Source organism: Halolamina salifodinae (assembly GCF_017874235.1).
GTDB lineage: Archaea > Halobacteriota > Halobacteria > Halobacteriales > Haloferacaceae > Halolamina > Halolamina salifodinae.
The window spans coordinates 24974-42513 of sequence record NZ_JAGGLC010000001.1 but is presented as its reverse complement, the minus strand read 5'-3'; the positions used below and the strand labels follow the sequence as shown (position 1 = coordinate 42513).

Genomic DNA, 17540 nt, shown 5'->3' with positions numbered 1-17540 from the left:
GCCCCCCGTGGACGCCGCGGGGTTTTTGCTCGCGCTGGTGCTGGGACGGGTATGGACGTTTACGGCCTGATCGGCAACCCCGTGGAACACTCGCTCTCGCCGCCGATGCACGAGGCCGCCTACGAAGCGCGCTCACTCGACGCGCGGTACGTCACGCTCGAAGCCGACCCCGAGCGCATCGCGGCGGCCGTCGAGGGCGCCGACGCGCTGGGCGTCGCCGGCCTCAACGTCACCGTCCCGTTCAAGCAGGAGGTGCTGCCGTACGTCGACCCGACGCCGACGGCGGAGGCGGTGGGTGCAGTCAACACCATCACGTTCGACGAGGCCGGCGGGGACGGCGAGAGTGGCGACGCCGGCGACGGCGACGACCGTCCGGAGGGCCACAACACCGACGTGGAGGGTGTCGTCAGGGCGTTCGAGCACCACGATGTGGAAATCGCGGGCAACTCCGCGGTCGTCGTCGGCGCCGGCGGTGCGGGCCGGGCGGCCACCTACGCGCTGGCTGACGCGGGCGCCGAGGTGTTCGTCGCCAACCGGACCGTGGAGCGTGCAGAAGCCCTTGCCGATGATTTCGCCGGCCTCGGCGTTAACGAGAGCCAGCGGCTCTCGTTCGCCAACCAGAACGCTTCGCGTTCTGGTGACGTCGAAGCTGGCGGCCTCGACGCACTTGACCAACGGCTCTCCGAGGCGGATCTGCTCGTGAACGCCACCAGCGTCGGCATGGGGGACCCCGACACCTCGCCCGTCCCTGCCGAGCTGCTCCACGGCGACCTCGCGGTGTTAGACGCGGTCTACTCGCCGCTTCGGACCAAACTCCTGCGGGATGCCGGCAGGGCGGGCGCGGAGACGGTCGACGGCGCGTGGATGCTGCTGTTCCAGGGCGTCGCGGCGTTCGAGCGCTGGACCGGCGTCGACGCCCCCGTCGCGGCGATGAACGAGGCGCTCCGGGACCGGCTCTGAGTTCGGACCACCCGTTTCCGGGGCTGAACCGACCGAAGGCGACGCTGGGTTTTTACCATCGGGGATCATCTTCCGCGACAGTATGGTACTGCGGAAGCTCAAACGGCTCCTCGGACTGGGCACGAGCGAGGACAGTGGCCGCTCCGAGCGCGACGTGACAGTAAAGGGTAGCGAGGCCGATGCCGAGACCGAGGCGGCAGTCAAAGGTGTCGACACTGACGAAGAGGCGGGCGAACCGGTCGCGGCTGGCACCGACGCCGACGCGTCGACGGAGTCCCTCGTCGACGAGGAGGAGGCACAGGCCGAGGCGTCCGGCCGGGCCGAACCCGCTGAGGCCGCTGGCCCGGACGCCGAGGACGAATCCACCGACGTCGAGGAAGCCGACGTCGATGTCGACCAGCCCGATGCCGAGAGGACCGTCGAGGACGAGATCGCCGAGGCCAAAGCCGAGGAAGCGGCGGCCGAAGCCGAGGCGGACGGCGAGGCGGACACCGAACCGGTCGACGAGATCAAGGGGATCGGCCCGGCCTACTCCGAGCGACTCGGCGAGATCGGGGTCGAGACCGTCGCCGACCTCGCGGGCGCCGACGCCGCGGATGTCGCCGAGCGAACCACGGTGCCCGAGAAGACCGTCCGGAAGTGGATCGACCGCGCGAGCGACGAGGAGTAACGGAACCCGCTCGTTTTTAGCGCCCTGCCGCCGTCGGTGGAGCCATGACCGAGACCACGGTGGTCACCACGCCGGAACGCTTCCACGCCGTGGCTGCGGACGCGCCGGCGGGCGCTCGCGTGCCCGTCGAGATCACGACTGTCGTCGATGACCCGTTCACGGCCTACCGCCGCGCCCGCGGAGAGTCCGGTGGCGCGTTTCTGGAGACCACCGGCGGCCAGTCCGGACGGGGCTACTTCGGCGTCGATCCCGTCGATTTCCTGACCGCCAGCGGCGAGGCCGTGCTGTCCGAGAACTGGTGGGCCGACGAACCCGACCGCGGGTTCGGTGCCAAGCGCTCAGAAAGCCTCGCGGCGCTCGACGGTCTGCTCGACGGGGAGCAGTTGGTCCGCGGCGACTGCGACGTCCCCTACCCCTGCGGCGCTATCGGCTGGCTCTCCTACGACATCGCGCGGGAACTCGAGTCCCTCCCTGGCGCCGGCGCGGCCGCCGCCGACCGCGGCCTGCCAACCCTCCAGATCGCGGTGTACGACTGCCTCGCGACGTGGGAGGAACCCCGCGATGGCGAGACTACCTTACGAATCACCGCCTGTCCCCGGATCCCCGAGGACGCCGACGAGGCGGCGCTCGACGCCTGCTACGACCGCGCGCTAGCGACTGCCGATGAGCTGGCTCGGCAGGCTCACGTCGGCGACCCCGAAGTCGGTCCCGCGCCCGTCGACGTTCCCGAATCGCACAGCGATTCGGGAGGCAGCCAGAACGCAGAGCGTTCTGGCGACACCGACGAAGCACGCTTCAGGAGCACCTGTGGGCGCGAGACCTTCCGCGAGCGCACCCGGCAGGTCAAGGCGTACATCCGCGAGGGCGACACGTTTCAGGCGAACATCTCCCAGCGCCTCGCCGCACCAGCCGCGGTCCACCCCGTCGAGGCCTACGACGCGCTCCGGGAGGTCAACCCCGCGCCCTACTCCGGCCTGCTGGAGTTCCCGGGCGTCGATCTGGTGAGTGCGAGTCCCGAACTCCTGCTGGACCGGGAGGGGGACCGCCTGCTGACCGAACCCATCGCCGGGACGCGCCCCCGCGGCGACACCAACGCCGAGGACGCCGCGCTGGCCGACGACCTCCGGACCGACGAGAAGGAGCGCGCCGAACACGCGATGCTGGTCGACCTCGAACGGAACGACCTCGGGAAAATCAGCGAGTACGGCACTGTCGACGTGACGGAGTACCGCCGGGTCGACCGCTACGCCGAGGTGATGCATCTCGTCTCGCTGATCGAGGGGGAACTCCGGGAGGACGGCACGCTCGCCGACGCCGTCGCGGCGACGTTCCCCGGCGGCACCATCACCGGCGCACCCAAGCCTCGAACGATGGAGATCATCGACGAACTCGAAGACCGCCGCCGCGGTCCCTACACCGGCAGTATGGGCATCTTCGGCTTCGACGGCCGGGCGACGCTCAACATCGTGATCCGGACGCTGGTGCGCCACGCCGATGAGTACCACCTCAGCGTCGGTGCCGGCATCGTCCACGACTCCGACCCGGATGCGGAGTACGAGGAGACGCTGGACAAGGCCCGGGGGCTGATCCGGGCCGTCGACGCCGCGCTGGAACAGGGTCATCTGGAAGTGGCCGACGACGGCGGGGAATCGGCTGTCGAAGGAGGCGCGGCTGCCGACCCGGGGGCAGAGCGATGAGCCGCCCCCAGATCCTCGTGATCGACAACTACGACTCGTTCGTCTACAACCTCGTGCAGTACGTCGGCGAGGCGGTCCAGTCGACCGGCGGCGAGGTAACGGTTCGGCGCAACGACGCCGTCGACGTGCGGGGTATTCGGGAGATGGACCCGGACGGCATCGTCGTCTCGCCCGGCCCGGGCACGCCAGAGGAGGCCGGCGTCTCGATGAACGTGTTCGACCTCGACTACCCGACGCTAGGTGTCTGTCTCGGTCATCAGGCGCTCTGTGCACAGAACGGCGCGCCGGTGAGCCACGCCGACGCGGTGGTCCACGGCAAGCCCTCGCGGATCAGCCACGACGGCGAGGGCGTGTTCGCCGGCCTGCCGGACGGCATCCGGGTCGGGCGGTACCACTCGCTGGCAGTCGAGTGCTCGGCCATCCCGGGATCGTTGATCGAGACCGCGACGACCGACGACGAGGCGGTCGTGATGGCGGTCCGCCACCGCGAGAAGGCCCACGTCGGCGTGCAGTTCCATCCCGAGAGCATCCTGACCGGACACGGCAAACAGATGATCCGGAACTTCCTCACGATCTGTCGAGAGTCCGAGCGATGAGCGACGAACGTCGCTATCACGTCGACGGCGACTTGGTCCCGCGGGGCGAGGCGACTGTCTCGGTCGAGGACCGGGGGTTCCAGTACGGCGACGCCGGCTTCGAGACCATGCGGGCCTACGGCGGCGACCTGTTCCGCTGGGGTGCCCACGCCGAACGGCTGGAGGAGACCTGTGAGATCCTCGCGCTCGACCACGGGCTCTCGCGTGCGGACCTGTACGACCGCGTCCACGCGACCCTCGACGCCAACGACCTCGAAGATGCCTACGTCCGACTGTCGATCTCTCGGGGCGTCCAGCCCGGGAAACTCGACCCTCAGCCGGAAGTAGATCCGACGGTTGTGGTCGTTGTCAAGCCGCTCCCGCGCGGCGGCGTCGACGGCGACCCGGTCTGGGGCGGGCCGGCGACGCTCCGGACGGTCTCCACCCGGCGGATCCCGGACGCGGCCGTGCCGGCGCGGGCGAAGACCCACAACTACCTGAACGGGATCCTCGCGCGCCTCGAACTCCGGGGCACCGACGCCGACGAGGCGATCATGCTCGATTCCGCGGGGAACGTCGCGGAGGGCGCGACGAGCAACGTCTTTGCGGTCGACGGCGACGGCCTGCTCACGCCGGCGCTGTCGGGGCCGGTGTTGCCCGGGATCACGCGCGAGACGGTGTTCGACATCGCACAGGAGGAGGGGATCCCGGTCCGCGAGGCGACGTTCGGCCCCGAGATGCTGCGCACTGCTGAAGAGGTGTTCTGCACCAACTCCACGTGGGAGATCCGGCCCGTCGACGCCGTCGACGGGACGCGCATCGGCGGCGGGCCGGTAACGAAGCTACTCGCCCGGAACTACCGGGAGCGCATCGAGGAACGCTTCTACTAGGTCGCCGCGATCAGGATCGTGACCACCGCGTACACCAGGATCACGAGCACCGCGGCGACCACGAACTTCAGTACACGGCCGTCCTCGGTGGGTGTCTCCCCCTCGGGCAGGCTCCCGTCGTAGAGGTCGTCGTCGTCGCCGCTCATTGGTGGATGGTGGGAGCGCTGGCGTATCAATCCGTCCTTCGTGGGCGCAGGGGGTGACCGCCGGGACGGCCGACTCGCCGGCATCGGAGTCGGCGTCGCTGTCCGCGTCGGGGTCACGACCTGCTCCACGACGATTTCGGGGGAAACGGTTTGTGCACGCCAGCCACAGGACTGGGCAGGATGTCCACGTTCGAGACCGTGATGACGTACGTCGGGGGTGGCGTCTCGCTGTTCGGGCTGGCGTTCGCCGCCACGTTCGTCGGCTACCGGTCGGCCGATCCGCTCGTCGAATCGTTCTTCGGCCCGCTCTCCATCGTCGTCCGCCTCGTCGGCGTGGCGGTCGGCCTCTGTCTCGTGGCGATCGGACTCAGGGTTGCGGTTCAACTCGGCGACGAGGAGCGAGTCGCAGCCGCGTTCGAGAACGGTGAGGAGTGAAGAATCGGCGACTGCTCGCGGTCGTCGGCGCTATATCCCTGCCGACCGGAGCCACGACTGGTGGATCGTGGTTGTCGGCAGGAGAATATAGCGGGAGGTAGATTTGAACTTCAGTCACTCCGTTCGCTAACGCTCACGTCGTTCCTTAGTTCAAATCTCCTCGTTCGCTCTGCAGTCGACGACGACTCGCGCCTCGCAGGCTCGGCGCTTCGAACAGTTGTCGTCGACAGAACATAGCGGGAGGTAGATTTGAACTTCAGTCACTCCGTTCGCTAACGCTCACGTCGTTCCCTGGGACAAATCTACTCCGGGGCTATACCCTCGCCGGCGTACGAACGCCTCGCGAGGCTCGGCGTTCGTTGTTGCCGGCGAAAGAATATAGCGGGAGGTAGATTTGAACTACCGATCTCCGGGTTATGAGCCCGGCGGAATCTCCTGGCTATCCCATCCCGCTACCTGTATCAAATCGGGTTTGACGGTTAAGGGTTCTGATTCGGTCGTCGTCGCGCGGTTTTTCCGAACTCAATCAGCTGTCACACGCCACGTGAACAGGCTCTCCAGGACGTAGTTCAGCAGCAGCGAACAGCCGATCGCGATCGGGAACGTCGCCAACTCCCAGAGGTCGACGCCGAACGCCGACAGAGCGACCGGCAGCCCCGTCAGCACCGACACCACTCCGACCTGCACGGCGACGCCGCCGCTGCGGACGAGGTTCGACTTCAGGAGCCGCCGGAGCACGTTCAGCCGGCCGACGGTACCGTGTTCGGAGAACGTCCAACGCTCGTTGATGACGAACATCACGATAATGGCCACCTCGGCGCCGATCAGCTTCGCGATTTCCGGCGGCAGGTCGAGGCCGGCGGTCAGCACCGAACTGGTCGCGAGGTCGAACATCGCGCCGACGGCGCCGACCGAGAGGAACTGCCCGAACCGGTCGAGTTCGAGTAGTTCGTCGGGAACTGCCGTCACCGCTCACCTCGCTCGATCAGGAGCCGCTGGTCGCGCCGGTCGGCCAGCAGTTCGTGGAGTCGACCCCCCTTGACCGCCTTCGCACGGTGACGTGCCGCCAGCAGCCCGGTGAACATCGAGAGCGTGTCGCGAACGGGGTCGACAGTCGACTCGGGTTTGTCCTCCCAGACGACCGGGACCTCGGCGATCTTGCCACCCAGCGCGCCCGCGATCGCGAGCAGTTCGATGTCCCACGCGAACCCGGGTTCGGTGAGGTGACGCCGGAGCCGTGCCCAGAAGTTCGCCGACACGGCCTTTGCCCCGCACTGGTAGTCGTACAGGTTCGGCACGAGTAGCTGTCGGGCCAGCCACGCGAAGCCGTCGCCGAGCAGGCGCCGGAGGGTCTTCTGGTGAGACTGGACCGTCGCGTCTGGGTGGCGTCGGGAGCCCGCAGCGAGGTCGAACTCGCCGGAGGCCACGGGTTCGATCACGTCAGCGACGGAGTCGGCGGGGGTGGAGCCGTCGGCGTCGGCGAAGGCCAGCACGTCCGTCGAGAGCGCGTCGAACCCCTCGGTGATCGCCGCGCCCTTGCCACGCCGGCGGTCGGCGACGTGAACTGTCGCCGGGAGGTCCGCGAGCGCCGCCTCGTCGCCGGGTGATGGGTCGTCGAGTTCGATTCTGAGCTCCGCCGGGTTCAGCCGGTCGTCGAGGTCGCACACGTAGCGCGAGAGGCGATCGACGTTCGGCTGGTAGGCGGGGACCACCAGGCCGACGGAGCGAGGCATGTAGCGCCGTTCCGTGCGGTTGGGCAAAAAGCGTCCGAACTTCCGTCGCCCGGTCTCAGCCCCACTGCCCGAGGCCGGTCTGCTCCTGCCCGGACTTCACTTCGTCCCACGAGAGGCCGAGCGCCTCGATCACGCGCTCGATGGGTCCCTTGAGGGTCTTATCGAGCATCTTGGGCCAGTCGACCTCGAAGCTGTCGGGCACCTCTTCGGCGTACTCGAAGCAGATCACGTCGGGGTCGCGTTTGAACTCCCGGTAGAGTGGGTCCGTCTGTGGGTCGAACCGCCCCTCCTGCTCCATCTCCTGCCAGAACTCGGGGTGGACCTTCTTCAGATAGAGCCGTTTGGGCTTGGAGCCACGCTGGAAGTTCGTGCCCAGCAGGAGGTTCGCGTACTTCGCGCCACGGACCTGCGCGGTGTCGGTCTCGTAGGCGTCGAGGCGCTTCCCGATGCCCCCCGGGATGCCGACCTGCTCCAGATCTACCCCGCCGTTTTCGAACTGGCTGATCTGCTCGTGGAGATAGTCCTTCACGTCGTCGAGGTCCTCCCCGCGGACGATCATGTCGATCACTTCGTGCTGAACGCGCTTGGTGATCGGCGCGATGTCCGAGCGTTTGTACTCGAAGCCGGTGATGTCGATGTCGTCGACGTCCTTGCCCTCCTTCCAGATGATGTGGCCGGCGTAGCGCTTCTTCTTGCCCGCCTGGAAGAACCGACGGTAGAGCTTCTCGAACTCGATCTGGAAGCGGTGGCTGTCGGCGTTGAGTTCGTCGCGGGCGAAGTCGTCGTAGCGCTCGTTGATGTGCTCCTCGATGCCGAAGGACTGCTCGATGGCGTCCTCCTTGGAGACGCCCTCGCCCAGCGAGAGCATCACCGAGTCGGTGTCCCCGTAGGCCACCTCGTGGCCCAGTTCCTCGGCGGCCGTCTCGGTGAACTCGATGACCTCCCGACCCGTCGCCGTCACGGCGGCGGCGCCCTCGGTGTCGTAGAGGCGGAAGCGGTCCCAGCCAGAGACGCCGTAGAGCGACTGGCCGACGAACTGGAACGTCCCGTTCCGGCCAGCGAGCAGACTGTGGTTGTCCGCGACGGTGACACAGTAGACGCCGTCCTTGGCGGTACTGGTCGATCCGCTTCGGTGCATCCGGAGCGTGTTCTTCGACCCCTCGTCGACGTAGATGCGCCACGAGCCACTGTTCTCGCCGTAGTTGGCTGTCAGTCCGAGATGGGTACAGAGTCGCAGTACGTCGTCGCGAAGTCGGTCACTGGAGGTGGTGTAGCGCCAGGAGTTGGGCTGTCGGTCACCGTCACCGTCGACTAGCGTGTCGAGGAATCGGCGCTTCTGCCGCTCGCTCAGATCGAACACGAATTCGGGGATCCGCTTCTCGAAGCTATCCCCGCCACAGAGCCGTTCGAGCGTCTCCCCTAGCAGACGGGAGGTGAACTGGTAACCGCTCTCGTCGACGTAGTAGTCAAAGCCCATCCGGTCCAGCAGGGCACCGATGGTGGCGTGGTCGTCGTCGCCGCCGTCAGCCATCGTCGGCTGTTGGGCGATCTGGATCGTTGTCGACGAGCCACGGAGCTTCTCACCGAACTGCTTCTCCTCGGAGGTGTAGACGTTTCCTTCGGTGACGTACCACGCCAACAGGTCGAGGAAGTCGTCGCCGTCGAACGTCCGCGGGATCCACTTCCGGCCCGATTCCCGGTGGACGAAGCTCCGCTCGCAGACCGGTTCGATGTACTCGCGGTGTTCGGCGTACGCCTCCGCGTCGAAGACGTACCCCTCCTCGCCGACGTCGTTCTTGAGCACCGTGTCGGGGTAGTAGCCCAGCTCGGCGGCGAACGTGTGGCTGTGGACATCCGGCCGGACCCAGACCTCGTAGTCGCCCTCGAGGTAGTCGACGAGATCGATCTCGCCGAGGTCGTCGCCGTGCTCCATCGACCAGTCGTGTGGGAGTTCGTAGTTGGTCGCGGTGTCGAGGTCGCCCGCCTCGACGAAGCTGTAGCCGTCTTCGGTGATTCCGTTCGTCTCGTTCTTCCGGACGAGCATCCGGTGGTTCGGCGTGACACTGAAGTCGATCTTGCTCGTCTCGATGTCGACCAGTTCCCCCTCGTAGTTGGGGTAGGCGTGGGTTTCCTCGACGGGCTTGACCTCCATTTCCTCGGTATCGGGGTTGAGCGAGTACACGTCGTCGCCGGCCTCGAGGTCACGGATGTTCTGCACGCCTTCGGGTGTCAGCACGTCGGTGTCGGGCGTGAAGCAGTTCATGATCACCTTCACCCCGCCCTGCTGGCGGTCGTAGCGCTCGTACGCCTCCGAGTCGGGGTCGTGATCGTCCCGGAGCTTCTTTTTCTCCTCGCGTTCCGTGAGGAGTTCGTCGATCATCTCCCGCATGATGCCGTCCGGCTCCTTCCGGAAGTGGGTGCCATCCGGCGCGTGGTAGGTCTCGCCGTCGTACTCGTCGGGGTCGACCTTCGTCTCGGGCGAGGAGTTGATGCTCGCCATCGACATCGGGTAGAGCGATTGGCCGACCCACTGGTAGTGGCCGTTCCGACCGGCGAGTACGACGTGGTTGTCCTCCGCGGTGACACAGTAGACGTTCCCGTCGTGGGGCTCGACCGTCGCGTTCGTGGACTTCTGGAACGAACCCTGCTTGCCGATCGAGACGTACCATGTCCCGTCGTCCTGGTTTGTGACCGTCGGCTTCTCACCACACCGGACCGCGATGTCGACGATAGCCTCCTTCAGGTGGTCGCTCTTCGTCCAGAACTTCTGCAGTCCGGTGTCGGTCGTACTCCCGTCGCCGGCGACGAGAGTATCGAGCAGCCCTCGGAGAAGCTCACCGTCGAGATCGAACACCCACTCGGGTAGCTGCTTGTCCGCGTACCCCTTCCCACAGTGTTCGCTCAGCCAGTCGAGGACGTAGACGTTGGAGACGTTGACTCCCCGTTCGTCGACGTTGTAGTTGATCCCCATCTCGTCGAGGAGCGTCCGGATTCGTTCTCGACCCTCCTCGTCGTTCTGATGGAGCGTGAACCGTCCCGCCGATCGGTCGATACTTCCCTCAGTTACGTACCAGCCGAGTAGTTCCAGCCAGTTCGACATCTCGAAGGAGACGTGCGTCTCGCGGTGTCCGCGGTCGAACTTGAGAAACAGGTCGTCGGCGTGTTCGTCGACGACATCCTGATGCTCGCGGTAGCACTCGAGCGGGAGCAGGTACTTCCCGACTTTCTGCTGGAGTCCCATCGCTTCGGAACTCCCGTAGGCGAGGTCCAGTTCCGTCCGTACTTCTTCGGGCATCGCAGCCCGGAAGATACTGAGGTCGTCGTCCGAGTACACGACGACGTTCCCGCCGTCGACTTCGTCGATGAAGTCGAACGTCGAGGGAGTCCGACCGTCCATCGGCCGGTGGTTCGGGAAGGCGAACCGTTCGGTGTCGGTGAACTCCCGGTATTCCGAGAACTCGAAGTCGTCCGGGTCCTGATCGTCCCAGCCGCGTTCCTTCGAGGCGAGGAATCGGTGGTTCTCGGTCACCTTGAAGTCGTGCGTGTTGCCGCTCAGGTGATGCAGTTCCCCGAAGGAGTTCTCGTAGCTGTGTGTCTCCGCGACGGGCTTCACCTCGCACTCGAACGTGTCGGAGTTCAGCGTGTAGATTTCGTCGTCGACGCTCAGTTCCCGAATGTTTCGCGGCCCTTCGGGCGTCAGTACGTCAGTGTCGCCGCTGAAACACTTCAGGTCCAGCACCGTGACGTTCTCCATCACGCCCGAAATCGGCTCGAAGACGGCGCCGCCCTCGAACTCCTCGGCGGCCTCCTGCTGACCTTTCGAGGGCAAGCCGAACTCGCCGTAGGCCTTGTGCAGGACGTACATGTCGACGGCGTCGCCGGCCGTCGGCGCGTCCTCCAGCTTACAGCCGACGAAGGAACGGACCTCGTCCCAGAACGCGACAACGGACTGCTTGCGGTCGATTTCGACACAGAGCTCCACGTCACGGAGGTTGTACTCCAGTAGCTGTTCGGGGTCCTGCTCCCAGAGGTCGCCGATGTCGCCGGAGTAGTGTTCCTTCCCCACGTCGAGTTCGCGCTCGCCGATAGCGTCGAGGCGGAACGACTCCAGTTCCTTGATGACGATCTGTTTGTAGCCGTACAGCAGGTCGAACACGACCCGGCCCTTCACGTCCGGGCCGCCCCAGTCCGAGCGCCAAACCTCGTTCACCCGGGAGAGGCGGTCGATGTCGAGGTCGTACTCGCTGCCGTGGTCGACGATTTCCAGTCGGTCGAGCACGTACGGCATGTCGAAGTCCTCGAAGTTCCAGCCCGTGAGCACGTCCGGGTTGGTGTCCTCGATGTAGGCGACGAAGGCGTCGAGCATCGCCGCCTCCTCCTCGAAGACGCGCACGTCGACGCTGCCCGAGTCGGCGATGGGTTCGTACTCGGACAGATCATCGGGCGGGGAGACCTCCGCGTCCGGGGCGTCGTAGAGCCAGACGACGTACTCGTCGTCGTAGGAGTCGTGGGAGGTCAGACAGACGATTGGCTCCTCGCCGTCCTCGGGGAAGCCGTTGCGGTCGTCGACCTCGATGTCGAACGTGTTGACCCGCAGTTCGGCCCCGGTGGGGGCTTCGACGGCGACCAGTTCCTCGTCGTCGTAGCGCACCTGAATCCGGCCGTCCCCGAGTCGGCGCTCGGGCACCTGCAGGCCGGCGCTGACGTCCTTGTCGATCAGGAAGCGGTTCGGGAACAGGATGTCGCCCTCGTAATGCTCCTCGAAGTCGTCGCGGATCTGCCCCACGTCCCGGGGCGTGCGGCCGATCACCTTCGTCAGCGGCTTCCCACGGATCGACTCGAAGGGTTCGCCGTTCTGGCCTTCGGTCCGGGTGTCGAGGATCACGTCGTACTCCTCGGTCAGTGCGCGGTCCTCGATGTCCTCGGTGGGAACGTAGAAGTACGGCTCGACGCCGAGCACGCGCACGTGTTCGGACTCGTTCTCGGCGGTCCGGCCGAACACGTGGATCACCGGGTATTCGCCGGCGCCCGACCCCTCGATGGTGTAGTCGACCTGCGTGACCTCCATCTGGAGGACCCCCTCGCTGTCGGGGAACTTGAGGTCCGCCGCGTCGACGACCTCGCTGACAGTCTGCCCGGCGTCGCCGGCGACGACGGCCGCCTCCTCGTCCGGCCGGCCCTCGCCGGGGGCCGCGAACTCGCCGAGGCCCCGCTGTTCGCTCTCGCTCATTGCCGGTGCTTTGCCGTGATCCGTTAAAACGGCGGTGGTCCGTGCGCCGCGTCGGCCGACTGAGCGCTCTCGACGGCGGCACACACCCCCGAAAGGCATATGCCTGCTCATTTGGTACTTAGTAACATGCCCGACGAGAGCGGCCTGACGGAGGCGGCATCGGAGCGTCCGGGACCAGCAGACGACGGCTTCGACACCGTCGAGTCTTACGAGGTCGACGGCGGTGTCGTCCTCTACGACGCGGAGGCGCCGCTCGCGTGGATCCGGAGCGACACCACGACGAGGCTGAACGACCGGTGCTGAGCCGGACTGCGAACGCTTTTTGCGGTCGGTCGGGGAGGACGATGCGTGAGTGACGACGACCCGGTCGAGTCTTTCGTCGAGGGGTCGGTCGAGCCGTTCGGGGAGGAAGAAGCGGACGAGTACACCGGCCCCAAGGCCCGGGATATGGAGGCTGAACTCCGTGCCCGGACTGGTTCCAGTACCGGCGGCGCCGACGACGCCGATGAGGCGGCGATGGAGGCCGATCCCGAGACGGCGCGGGCGTTCTGGTCGGCGGTCATCTACGTCAACGCCGGTATTCTCCTGATGGCGCTCGGCCCAGTCGTCTACGCGCTTCGCGGGCGCGCACTCGTCTCAGTGGCACTGGTCGCTGCTGGCGTCGCCGCACTCGTCCGCGCGTACACGGTCTACCGGGCGTTCGACGCCGACGATGGGGAAGATGGCGGCGACAACGAGGCCGGCGACGCATCAGCCGCGGACGACGCCGACGCCTGATTCTCGCCCCCGCAAGCGTTTTGCGCGCCGCTCGCCTCCCTTCCAGCAATGCGAACGGTCGAGACGCCGGACGGCGAGCGCTACCTCCTGCTGTCGACGAGCGACGGGACTGCGCGGCTACGCAACCCCAAGACGGGCGCGGAGCGAACTATCGACGCCGATTCCGTCGACACGGTCACTGAGTCGCCACTCTCGGTCGCCGCTGGCGGCGTCCCGGAGCCAGTTCGGCGGACGATGACTGCGGTTCACGACGAGCGGGCGCTGGGCGTGCTGGTGACGCTCGTCGACGACGGGCCGACGGCGGTGGTCGACCTGCTCTCGTACTCCGGGCTGTGTGAGAGCGACTTCAACGGCCTGTTCGGGGAGCTACGCGCTGCGGGACTGGTCGCGGAGGCTGAGATTGCCGGCGAACGCGGCTACGAAGCCACCGAAACGGCGGAAAAGGCGGTCGAACGGCTACGGCCTCGCGACGGCGACGACGGCGCCTAGTCGCCGCTCTCCAGCATCGCTTTCACGCCCGCGAGCGTCGCGGCGTCCTCGCGGCGCGCGGTCGAGCGGTTCGTCGTGGTGTCCTTCTCGACGGTGACGAGGTCGGCGGCGGCGTCGACCAGTTCCTCGTCGTGGCTCACGATCAGGATCTGGCGCACCCCGAAGCCGCGCATCTCCTCGATCAGGTCCGCCAGCCGGGAGACGTGGCCGGAGTCGAGGAACACCGTCGGCTCGTCGAGGATCAGCGGCGGAGTGGGTGCCGCGCCCTCGATGCCCTCCGAGAGCAGGCGGTAGATCGCACAGCGCAGCGAGAGGTTGAACAGCGCGCGCTCGCCGCCGGATAGCTGGTCGGGCGAGAGCGGCGTGCCGTCCTTCTGGTAGACGGTGAGTTCGTACTCGCCGTCGAGTTCGATGTGGGAGTAGGCGTCGTTGCCGTACGCCAGGTCGAACGTCTCGTTCAGCATGCGTTCGAGGCTCTCGACGTTGCGCTGGCGGAGTTCGGCCCGCAGGTCGCCGTAGGTCTGCTCCAGCGTCTCGGTCTCCTCGTGGAGCGACTCCAGATCCGCGACGGTTTCGGCGAGTTGGTCGCGGTCCTCGCGGAGCGCTTCGAGGCTCCGGATCTCGGCCTGCACGCTGCCGATTTTCCCCGTCAGGCCGTCGCGTTGCTCGTCGAGTTCCTCGAGTTTGCCCTCGACTCTCTCGAGGTAGTCCGCGGCGCTCTCGAGTTTGTTCCGGGCCTGCTCGACGCGCTCGCGGTCGAACTTCTCGCGGAGCCCTTCGCGGCGTTCCCGCAGGTCGTCCAGCCGATCCCGGCGTTCTGCGGCGAGTTCGGCCTTGCTCTCGCGTTTCTCCCGGAGGCGGTCGATCTGGTCCTCGGCGTCGTCGATGGCGTCGATGGCGTCCTCGACGTCGTCGAGTCGCTCGCGCCGCTGGTCGAGTTCGGTGAGTTCCTCGTCGAGATCCGCGACGCGTTCGCGGGCCGCCGTTGCCTCTTCGGCCTGTCCCTCGGCCTCTGTTTCGGTCTCCTCGGCGTCTTCGGCCAGTTCGTCGGCCGCCTCGCGGAGCCCTTTGGCGTCCGCACGCCCCTCCTCGGCGTCGGCTTTGAGTGTCTCGGCACGCTCTTCGAGCATCTCCTGCTTGTCGGCCAGCGATTCGGCGCGGCTCTCGGCCTCTACCAGCGACTCGGCGGTTTCGAGATCCGCCTGCAACTGGGCCTTCTCGCCGTTGCGTTCGCCCAACTCGGCTTCGAGCGCCTCGACGCGCTCGCGGTCTGCTTCGAGCGTGTCGACATGTGGGGAGTCCTCGACTGGTTGGCCACACTCTGGGCAGTTGCCCGCTTCGAGCAGTTCCTCGGCCTCCTCGACGGTCTTTCGTGCCACCGAGAGCTCCTCGACGGTGGTCTGGATCTCCTCGCGGACCGCCTCGAGTTCCTCGCGGATCTGCTCGCGGTGGGCCTCGGCCTCGCCCATCCCGATAGGTTCGTCGGCGAACTTCGCTTCCAGTTCCGCGTGTTCGGCGGCAACGTCGTCGATATCCTCGCGGAGCGCTTCGAGATCCGACTCGGCATCGTCGGCCGCAGCTTCTAGCTCCTCGGCTCGCTCCCGCTTCTCCGCGGCCTGCTCGCGGAGCCGATTTGCTTCCGTTTCGAGGCTCTCGACCTCGCTTTCGAGCGTCGTCACGCGGTCGCGCTGCTCCTGGCGCTGCTCCCGGAGTTCGGCTTCGCGCTCGTCGAGGGTTTCGCGGGCGTCGGCGACGGCTGTCTCGGTGGCGGCGTCGATCCCGGCGGCGTCGGCGAGTCCTTCGAGTTCGGCCTCGCGTTCGTCGACGTCCTCGCGGATCTCGGTAATCTGCTCTAGCAGCGTCTCGCGTTCGCTCTCGGTCTCGCGAATCGATGCCTCTTTTTGTTCGATTTCCTCGGTCAGGTCTTCGAGTTCGCTCTCGCGTTCCTCTGCTTCCTCGATGATCGACACCGCCGCCTCCTTGGTTTCCCGAGCGTCGTCGCGGTTCCCTTCGAAGCGTTCGATCTCCGAGCCGAGATCCGAGAGGTCGCTTTTGAGTTGGTTGAGCCGGTCGTGGAGGTCCTGCTCCTCTTTCGCGTCGATCTGTTCGTCCAACTTGTTCAGGCCGCCGCGCTCGTCCGCGAGCACGTCCTCCACGCCGAGGCGGGCGTCGCTGGCCCGCTCGCGGTACTCCTCCAGTTTGCCGAGTTGGAGCAGGTCGTCGATCATCTCCCGGCGCTCCCGGGGCGAGGCGTTGATCAGGCGGTTCACCTCGCCCTGCCGGATGTACGCACAGTTGCGGAACGCCTCGCTGTCCATCCGGAGCAGGTCGTCGCCGACGAACTCCCGCACGTCGCGGGCGCCCTCGACAGTCGAGTCCGCGCCCTCCAGCACACAGGTCCGTGTCGACACCGACCCGCCGGAGCGCCGGAGTTCGCGGGTGATCCGGTACTCCTCGCCGGCGTGGGTAAACCAGAGCTCCACGTCCGTCTCGTCGGCGCCCGTCGTCACGGCGTCGTCGAGGGTTCCATCCAGCGCCTTCGAGCCGTAGAGCGCGAAGAAACACGCCTCCAGCAGCGACGACTTCCCCGAACCGTTGAGCCCGTGGATCACGGTGACGCCGTCGTCGAAGCGCAGGTCGGTGTCGGCGTACGGCTTGAAGTTGCTGAGCCGCAGGCGGTCGAACTTCACAGGTACTCCTCCATGGTGCCCTGCTCGGCCGGATCCGGTGTCGGTTCGTCGTCGGCCGGTTCGTCGTCCGCCTTGTCGGCGCCGCCGGAGGTCGATTCGGCATCGCCAGATTCCGATTCGCCCGCGTCGTCGGCGCGCTCGAACGCCGCCGGCTCCTCGCCGAGCAGGTCGCTCACGCGGTTCTTGACCTCCGTGCGCACGTTCGAGTCCGAGACTTTGCTCTCCCGGACCGTCTCGTCGATGTCGCGGGCGGCCGTCGAGAGCCCCAGTTCGTCGACGCGGTCGTTCACGGCGTCGTCGGGGTCGGCGAAGCTGACGCCGATCTCTGCCTCCTCCTCGATCTCCCGGCGGTCGGTGACCCGGACGAGCAGCGCGCCCTCCTCGGCGCCGGCCTCCTCGACCGCTGCGGGGGTGACGGGCTCGCCCTCGCCGGTAATCTCGACGATACAGACCGCGTCGGTCAGGTCGTGCTGGCGCACCTGCTCGCGCACGCGCTCGACGCCCTCGCCCTCGGCGAGGGCGACGGAGACGAAGGCGAACGGCCGGGTGTCGAGGCTGCGCCGGCGGATGTCCACCTCGCCGTCGAACGTGACGAGGTTGTAGCCGCGGGCCTCCTCCTCGCTCGCGCTCGCGCGCTCGGTGGATCCGCAGTAGGTGACCCACGTGCCCGAGACCTGCGCGGTGTCCGGTTTGTGGTTGTCGCCCAGCAGCATCGCGTCGAACTCGACGTTCGACTCCTCGAGCACCGTCTCGGTGTCCCACTCACCGAACTCAAAGGGGGTGAACAGGCCGTGGGAGACCAGCGCCGCGTGCTCGGCGTCGTGTTCCTCGAAGTCGTACTCGAGATCCGGGCGCCGCGACTCGGGCACCCAGTCGAGGCCGTAGAACGCGGTGTCGCCGATGGTTACTGGCGACGCGCCGAGGCGCGTGGCGAGGTCCGTTCCCTCGAACAGGTCCAGCCACTCGCCGGTCCGGGTCGCCTCGTGGTTGCCGACGATAGCGAGAAACGGGATGTCGGCGTCGTCGAGGCGCCGGAGCGCCGAAAGCACGCCCATCAGGTCCGGCAGTTCGGGCCGGCGGTCGTGGAACAGGTCGCCGGCGTGGACCACCGCGTCGACGCCCGCCTCGACGGCGTCGTCGACCACGTCGTCGAACGCCCGGCGGAAATCCGCCCGGCGCTCGGGGGAGTGGTACTGCTGGTAGCCGACGTGGGTGTCGCCCGTGTGTATCACCCGAGTCATCTGTCAC

The 17540-nt window shown here is 67.0% G+C and carries 15 protein-coding genes and 1 tRNA gene; 9 read left to right on the top strand and 7 right to left on the bottom strand.

All coding sequences use genetic code 11. The features are described from left to right. The first annotated feature begins 51 nt into the window (after nucleotides 1-51). The 5 genes from aroE (at nucleotide 52) to J2753_RS00200 (ending at nucleotide 4792) form a co-directional block, all read left to right on the top strand. Nucleotides 52-960 (top strand): shikimate dehydrogenase, encoded by a 909-nt coding sequence (gene aroE, locus J2753_RS00220; protein ID WP_209489295.1) that lies wholly within the window; start codon nucleotides 52-54, stop codon nucleotides 958-960. Nucleotides 961-1042: 82 nt separating this feature from the next. Next, nucleotides 1043-1630, top strand: a complete 588-nt coding sequence (locus J2753_RS00215) for a helix-hairpin-helix domain-containing protein (protein WP_209489293.1) — start codon at nucleotides 1043-1045, stop codon at nucleotides 1628-1630. Nucleotides 1631-1674: 44 nt separating this feature from the next. Continuing rightward, entirely contained in the window at nucleotides 1675-3327 is a 1653-nt protein-coding gene (locus J2753_RS00210; RefSeq protein ID WP_209489291.1) for an anthranilate synthase component I family protein, read from the top strand. Further along, entirely contained in the window at nucleotides 3324-3923 is a 600-nt protein-coding gene (locus tag J2753_RS00205) for an anthranilate synthase component II (protein WP_209489289.1), read from the top strand. Before J2753_RS00210 ends, J2753_RS00205 begins: the two co-directional genes overlap by 4 nt. Then, complete coding sequence (locus tag J2753_RS00200; RefSeq protein ID WP_209489287.1) at nucleotides 3920-4792, top strand: aminotransferase class IV; 873 nt, start codon at nucleotides 3920-3922, stop codon at nucleotides 4790-4792. The genes J2753_RS00205 and J2753_RS00200 overlap by 4 nt, the downstream gene beginning before the upstream one ends. Here the strand turns inward: J2753_RS00200 and J2753_RS00195 are convergent. Next, nucleotides 4789-4938, bottom strand: a complete 150-nt coding sequence (locus J2753_RS00195) for a hypothetical protein (RefSeq protein WP_209489284.1) — start codon at nucleotides 4936-4938, stop codon at nucleotides 4789-4791. The genes J2753_RS00200 and J2753_RS00195 overlap by 4 nt on opposite strands. 180 nt (nucleotides 4939-5118) lie before the next feature. Here J2753_RS00195 and J2753_RS00190 point away from each other — a divergent pair, with 180 nt between their 5' ends. Then, entirely contained in the window at nucleotides 5119-5373 is a 255-nt protein-coding gene (locus J2753_RS00190; protein WP_209489282.1) for a hypothetical protein, read from the top strand. A 379-nt stretch (nucleotides 5374-5752) separates the two neighbouring features. Here J2753_RS00190 and J2753_RS00185 read toward each other — a convergent pair. The 4 genes from J2753_RS00185 to J2753_RS00170 form a co-directional block, all read right to left on the bottom strand. Further along, nucleotides 5753-5827: transfer RNA gene (locus tag J2753_RS00185), tRNA-Met, on the bottom strand. 68 nt (nucleotides 5828-5895) lie between these two features. Continuing rightward, nucleotides 5896-6342, bottom strand: a complete 447-nt coding sequence (locus J2753_RS00180; RefSeq protein ID WP_209489280.1) for a GtrA family protein — start codon at nucleotides 6340-6342, stop codon at nucleotides 5896-5898. Then, nucleotides 6339-7106 (bottom strand): glycosyltransferase, encoded by a 768-nt coding sequence (locus J2753_RS00175; RefSeq protein WP_209489278.1) that lies wholly within the window; start codon nucleotides 7104-7106, stop codon nucleotides 6339-6341. Before J2753_RS00175 ends, J2753_RS00180 begins: the two co-directional genes overlap by 4 nt. A gap of 55 nt (nucleotides 7107-7161) precedes the next feature. Next, on the bottom strand, nucleotides 7162-12336 hold the full coding sequence (locus J2753_RS00170; RefSeq protein ID WP_209489276.1) for a DNA polymerase domain-containing protein: 5175 nt from the start codon (nucleotides 12334-12336) through the stop codon (nucleotides 7162-7164). Between the two features lie 126 nt (nucleotides 12337-12462). Between J2753_RS00170 and J2753_RS00165 the strand changes: the two genes are divergently transcribed. Genes J2753_RS00165 through J2753_RS00155 form a run of 3 tightly spaced genes read left to right on the top strand, consistent with a single transcriptional unit; the run spans nucleotide 12463 to nucleotide 13602 of the window. After that, nucleotides 12463-12639 (top strand): DUF7331 family protein, encoded by a 177-nt coding sequence (locus tag J2753_RS00165; protein ID WP_209490765.1) that lies wholly within the window; start codon nucleotides 12463-12465, stop codon nucleotides 12637-12639. A 45-nt stretch (nucleotides 12640-12684) separates the two neighbouring features. Beyond that, a complete protein-coding gene (locus J2753_RS00160) occupies nucleotides 12685-13113 on the top strand; it encodes a DUF7322 domain-containing protein (protein WP_209489274.1) in 429 nt (142 codons plus the stop codon). A 48-nt stretch (nucleotides 13114-13161) separates the two neighbouring features. Then, complete coding sequence (locus J2753_RS00155; protein ID WP_209489272.1) at nucleotides 13162-13602, top strand: DUF7346 family protein; 441 nt, start codon at nucleotides 13162-13164, stop codon at nucleotides 13600-13602. Here J2753_RS00155 and rad50 read toward each other — a convergent pair. Beyond that, nucleotides 13599-16292: a DNA double-strand break repair ATPase Rad50 gene (rad50, locus tag J2753_RS00150; protein WP_209489270.1), complete on the bottom strand. Its 2694-nt coding sequence runs from the start codon at nucleotides 16290-16292 to the stop codon at nucleotides 13599-13601. The genes J2753_RS00155 and rad50 overlap by 4 nt on opposite strands. Beyond that, a complete protein-coding gene (gene mre11, locus J2753_RS00145; RefSeq protein WP_209489268.1) occupies nucleotides 16289-17533 on the bottom strand; it encodes a DNA double-strand break repair protein Mre11 in 1245 nt (414 codons plus the stop codon). The genes rad50 and mre11 overlap by 4 nt, the downstream gene beginning before the upstream one ends. Nucleotides 17534-17540 lie beyond the last annotated feature (7 nt).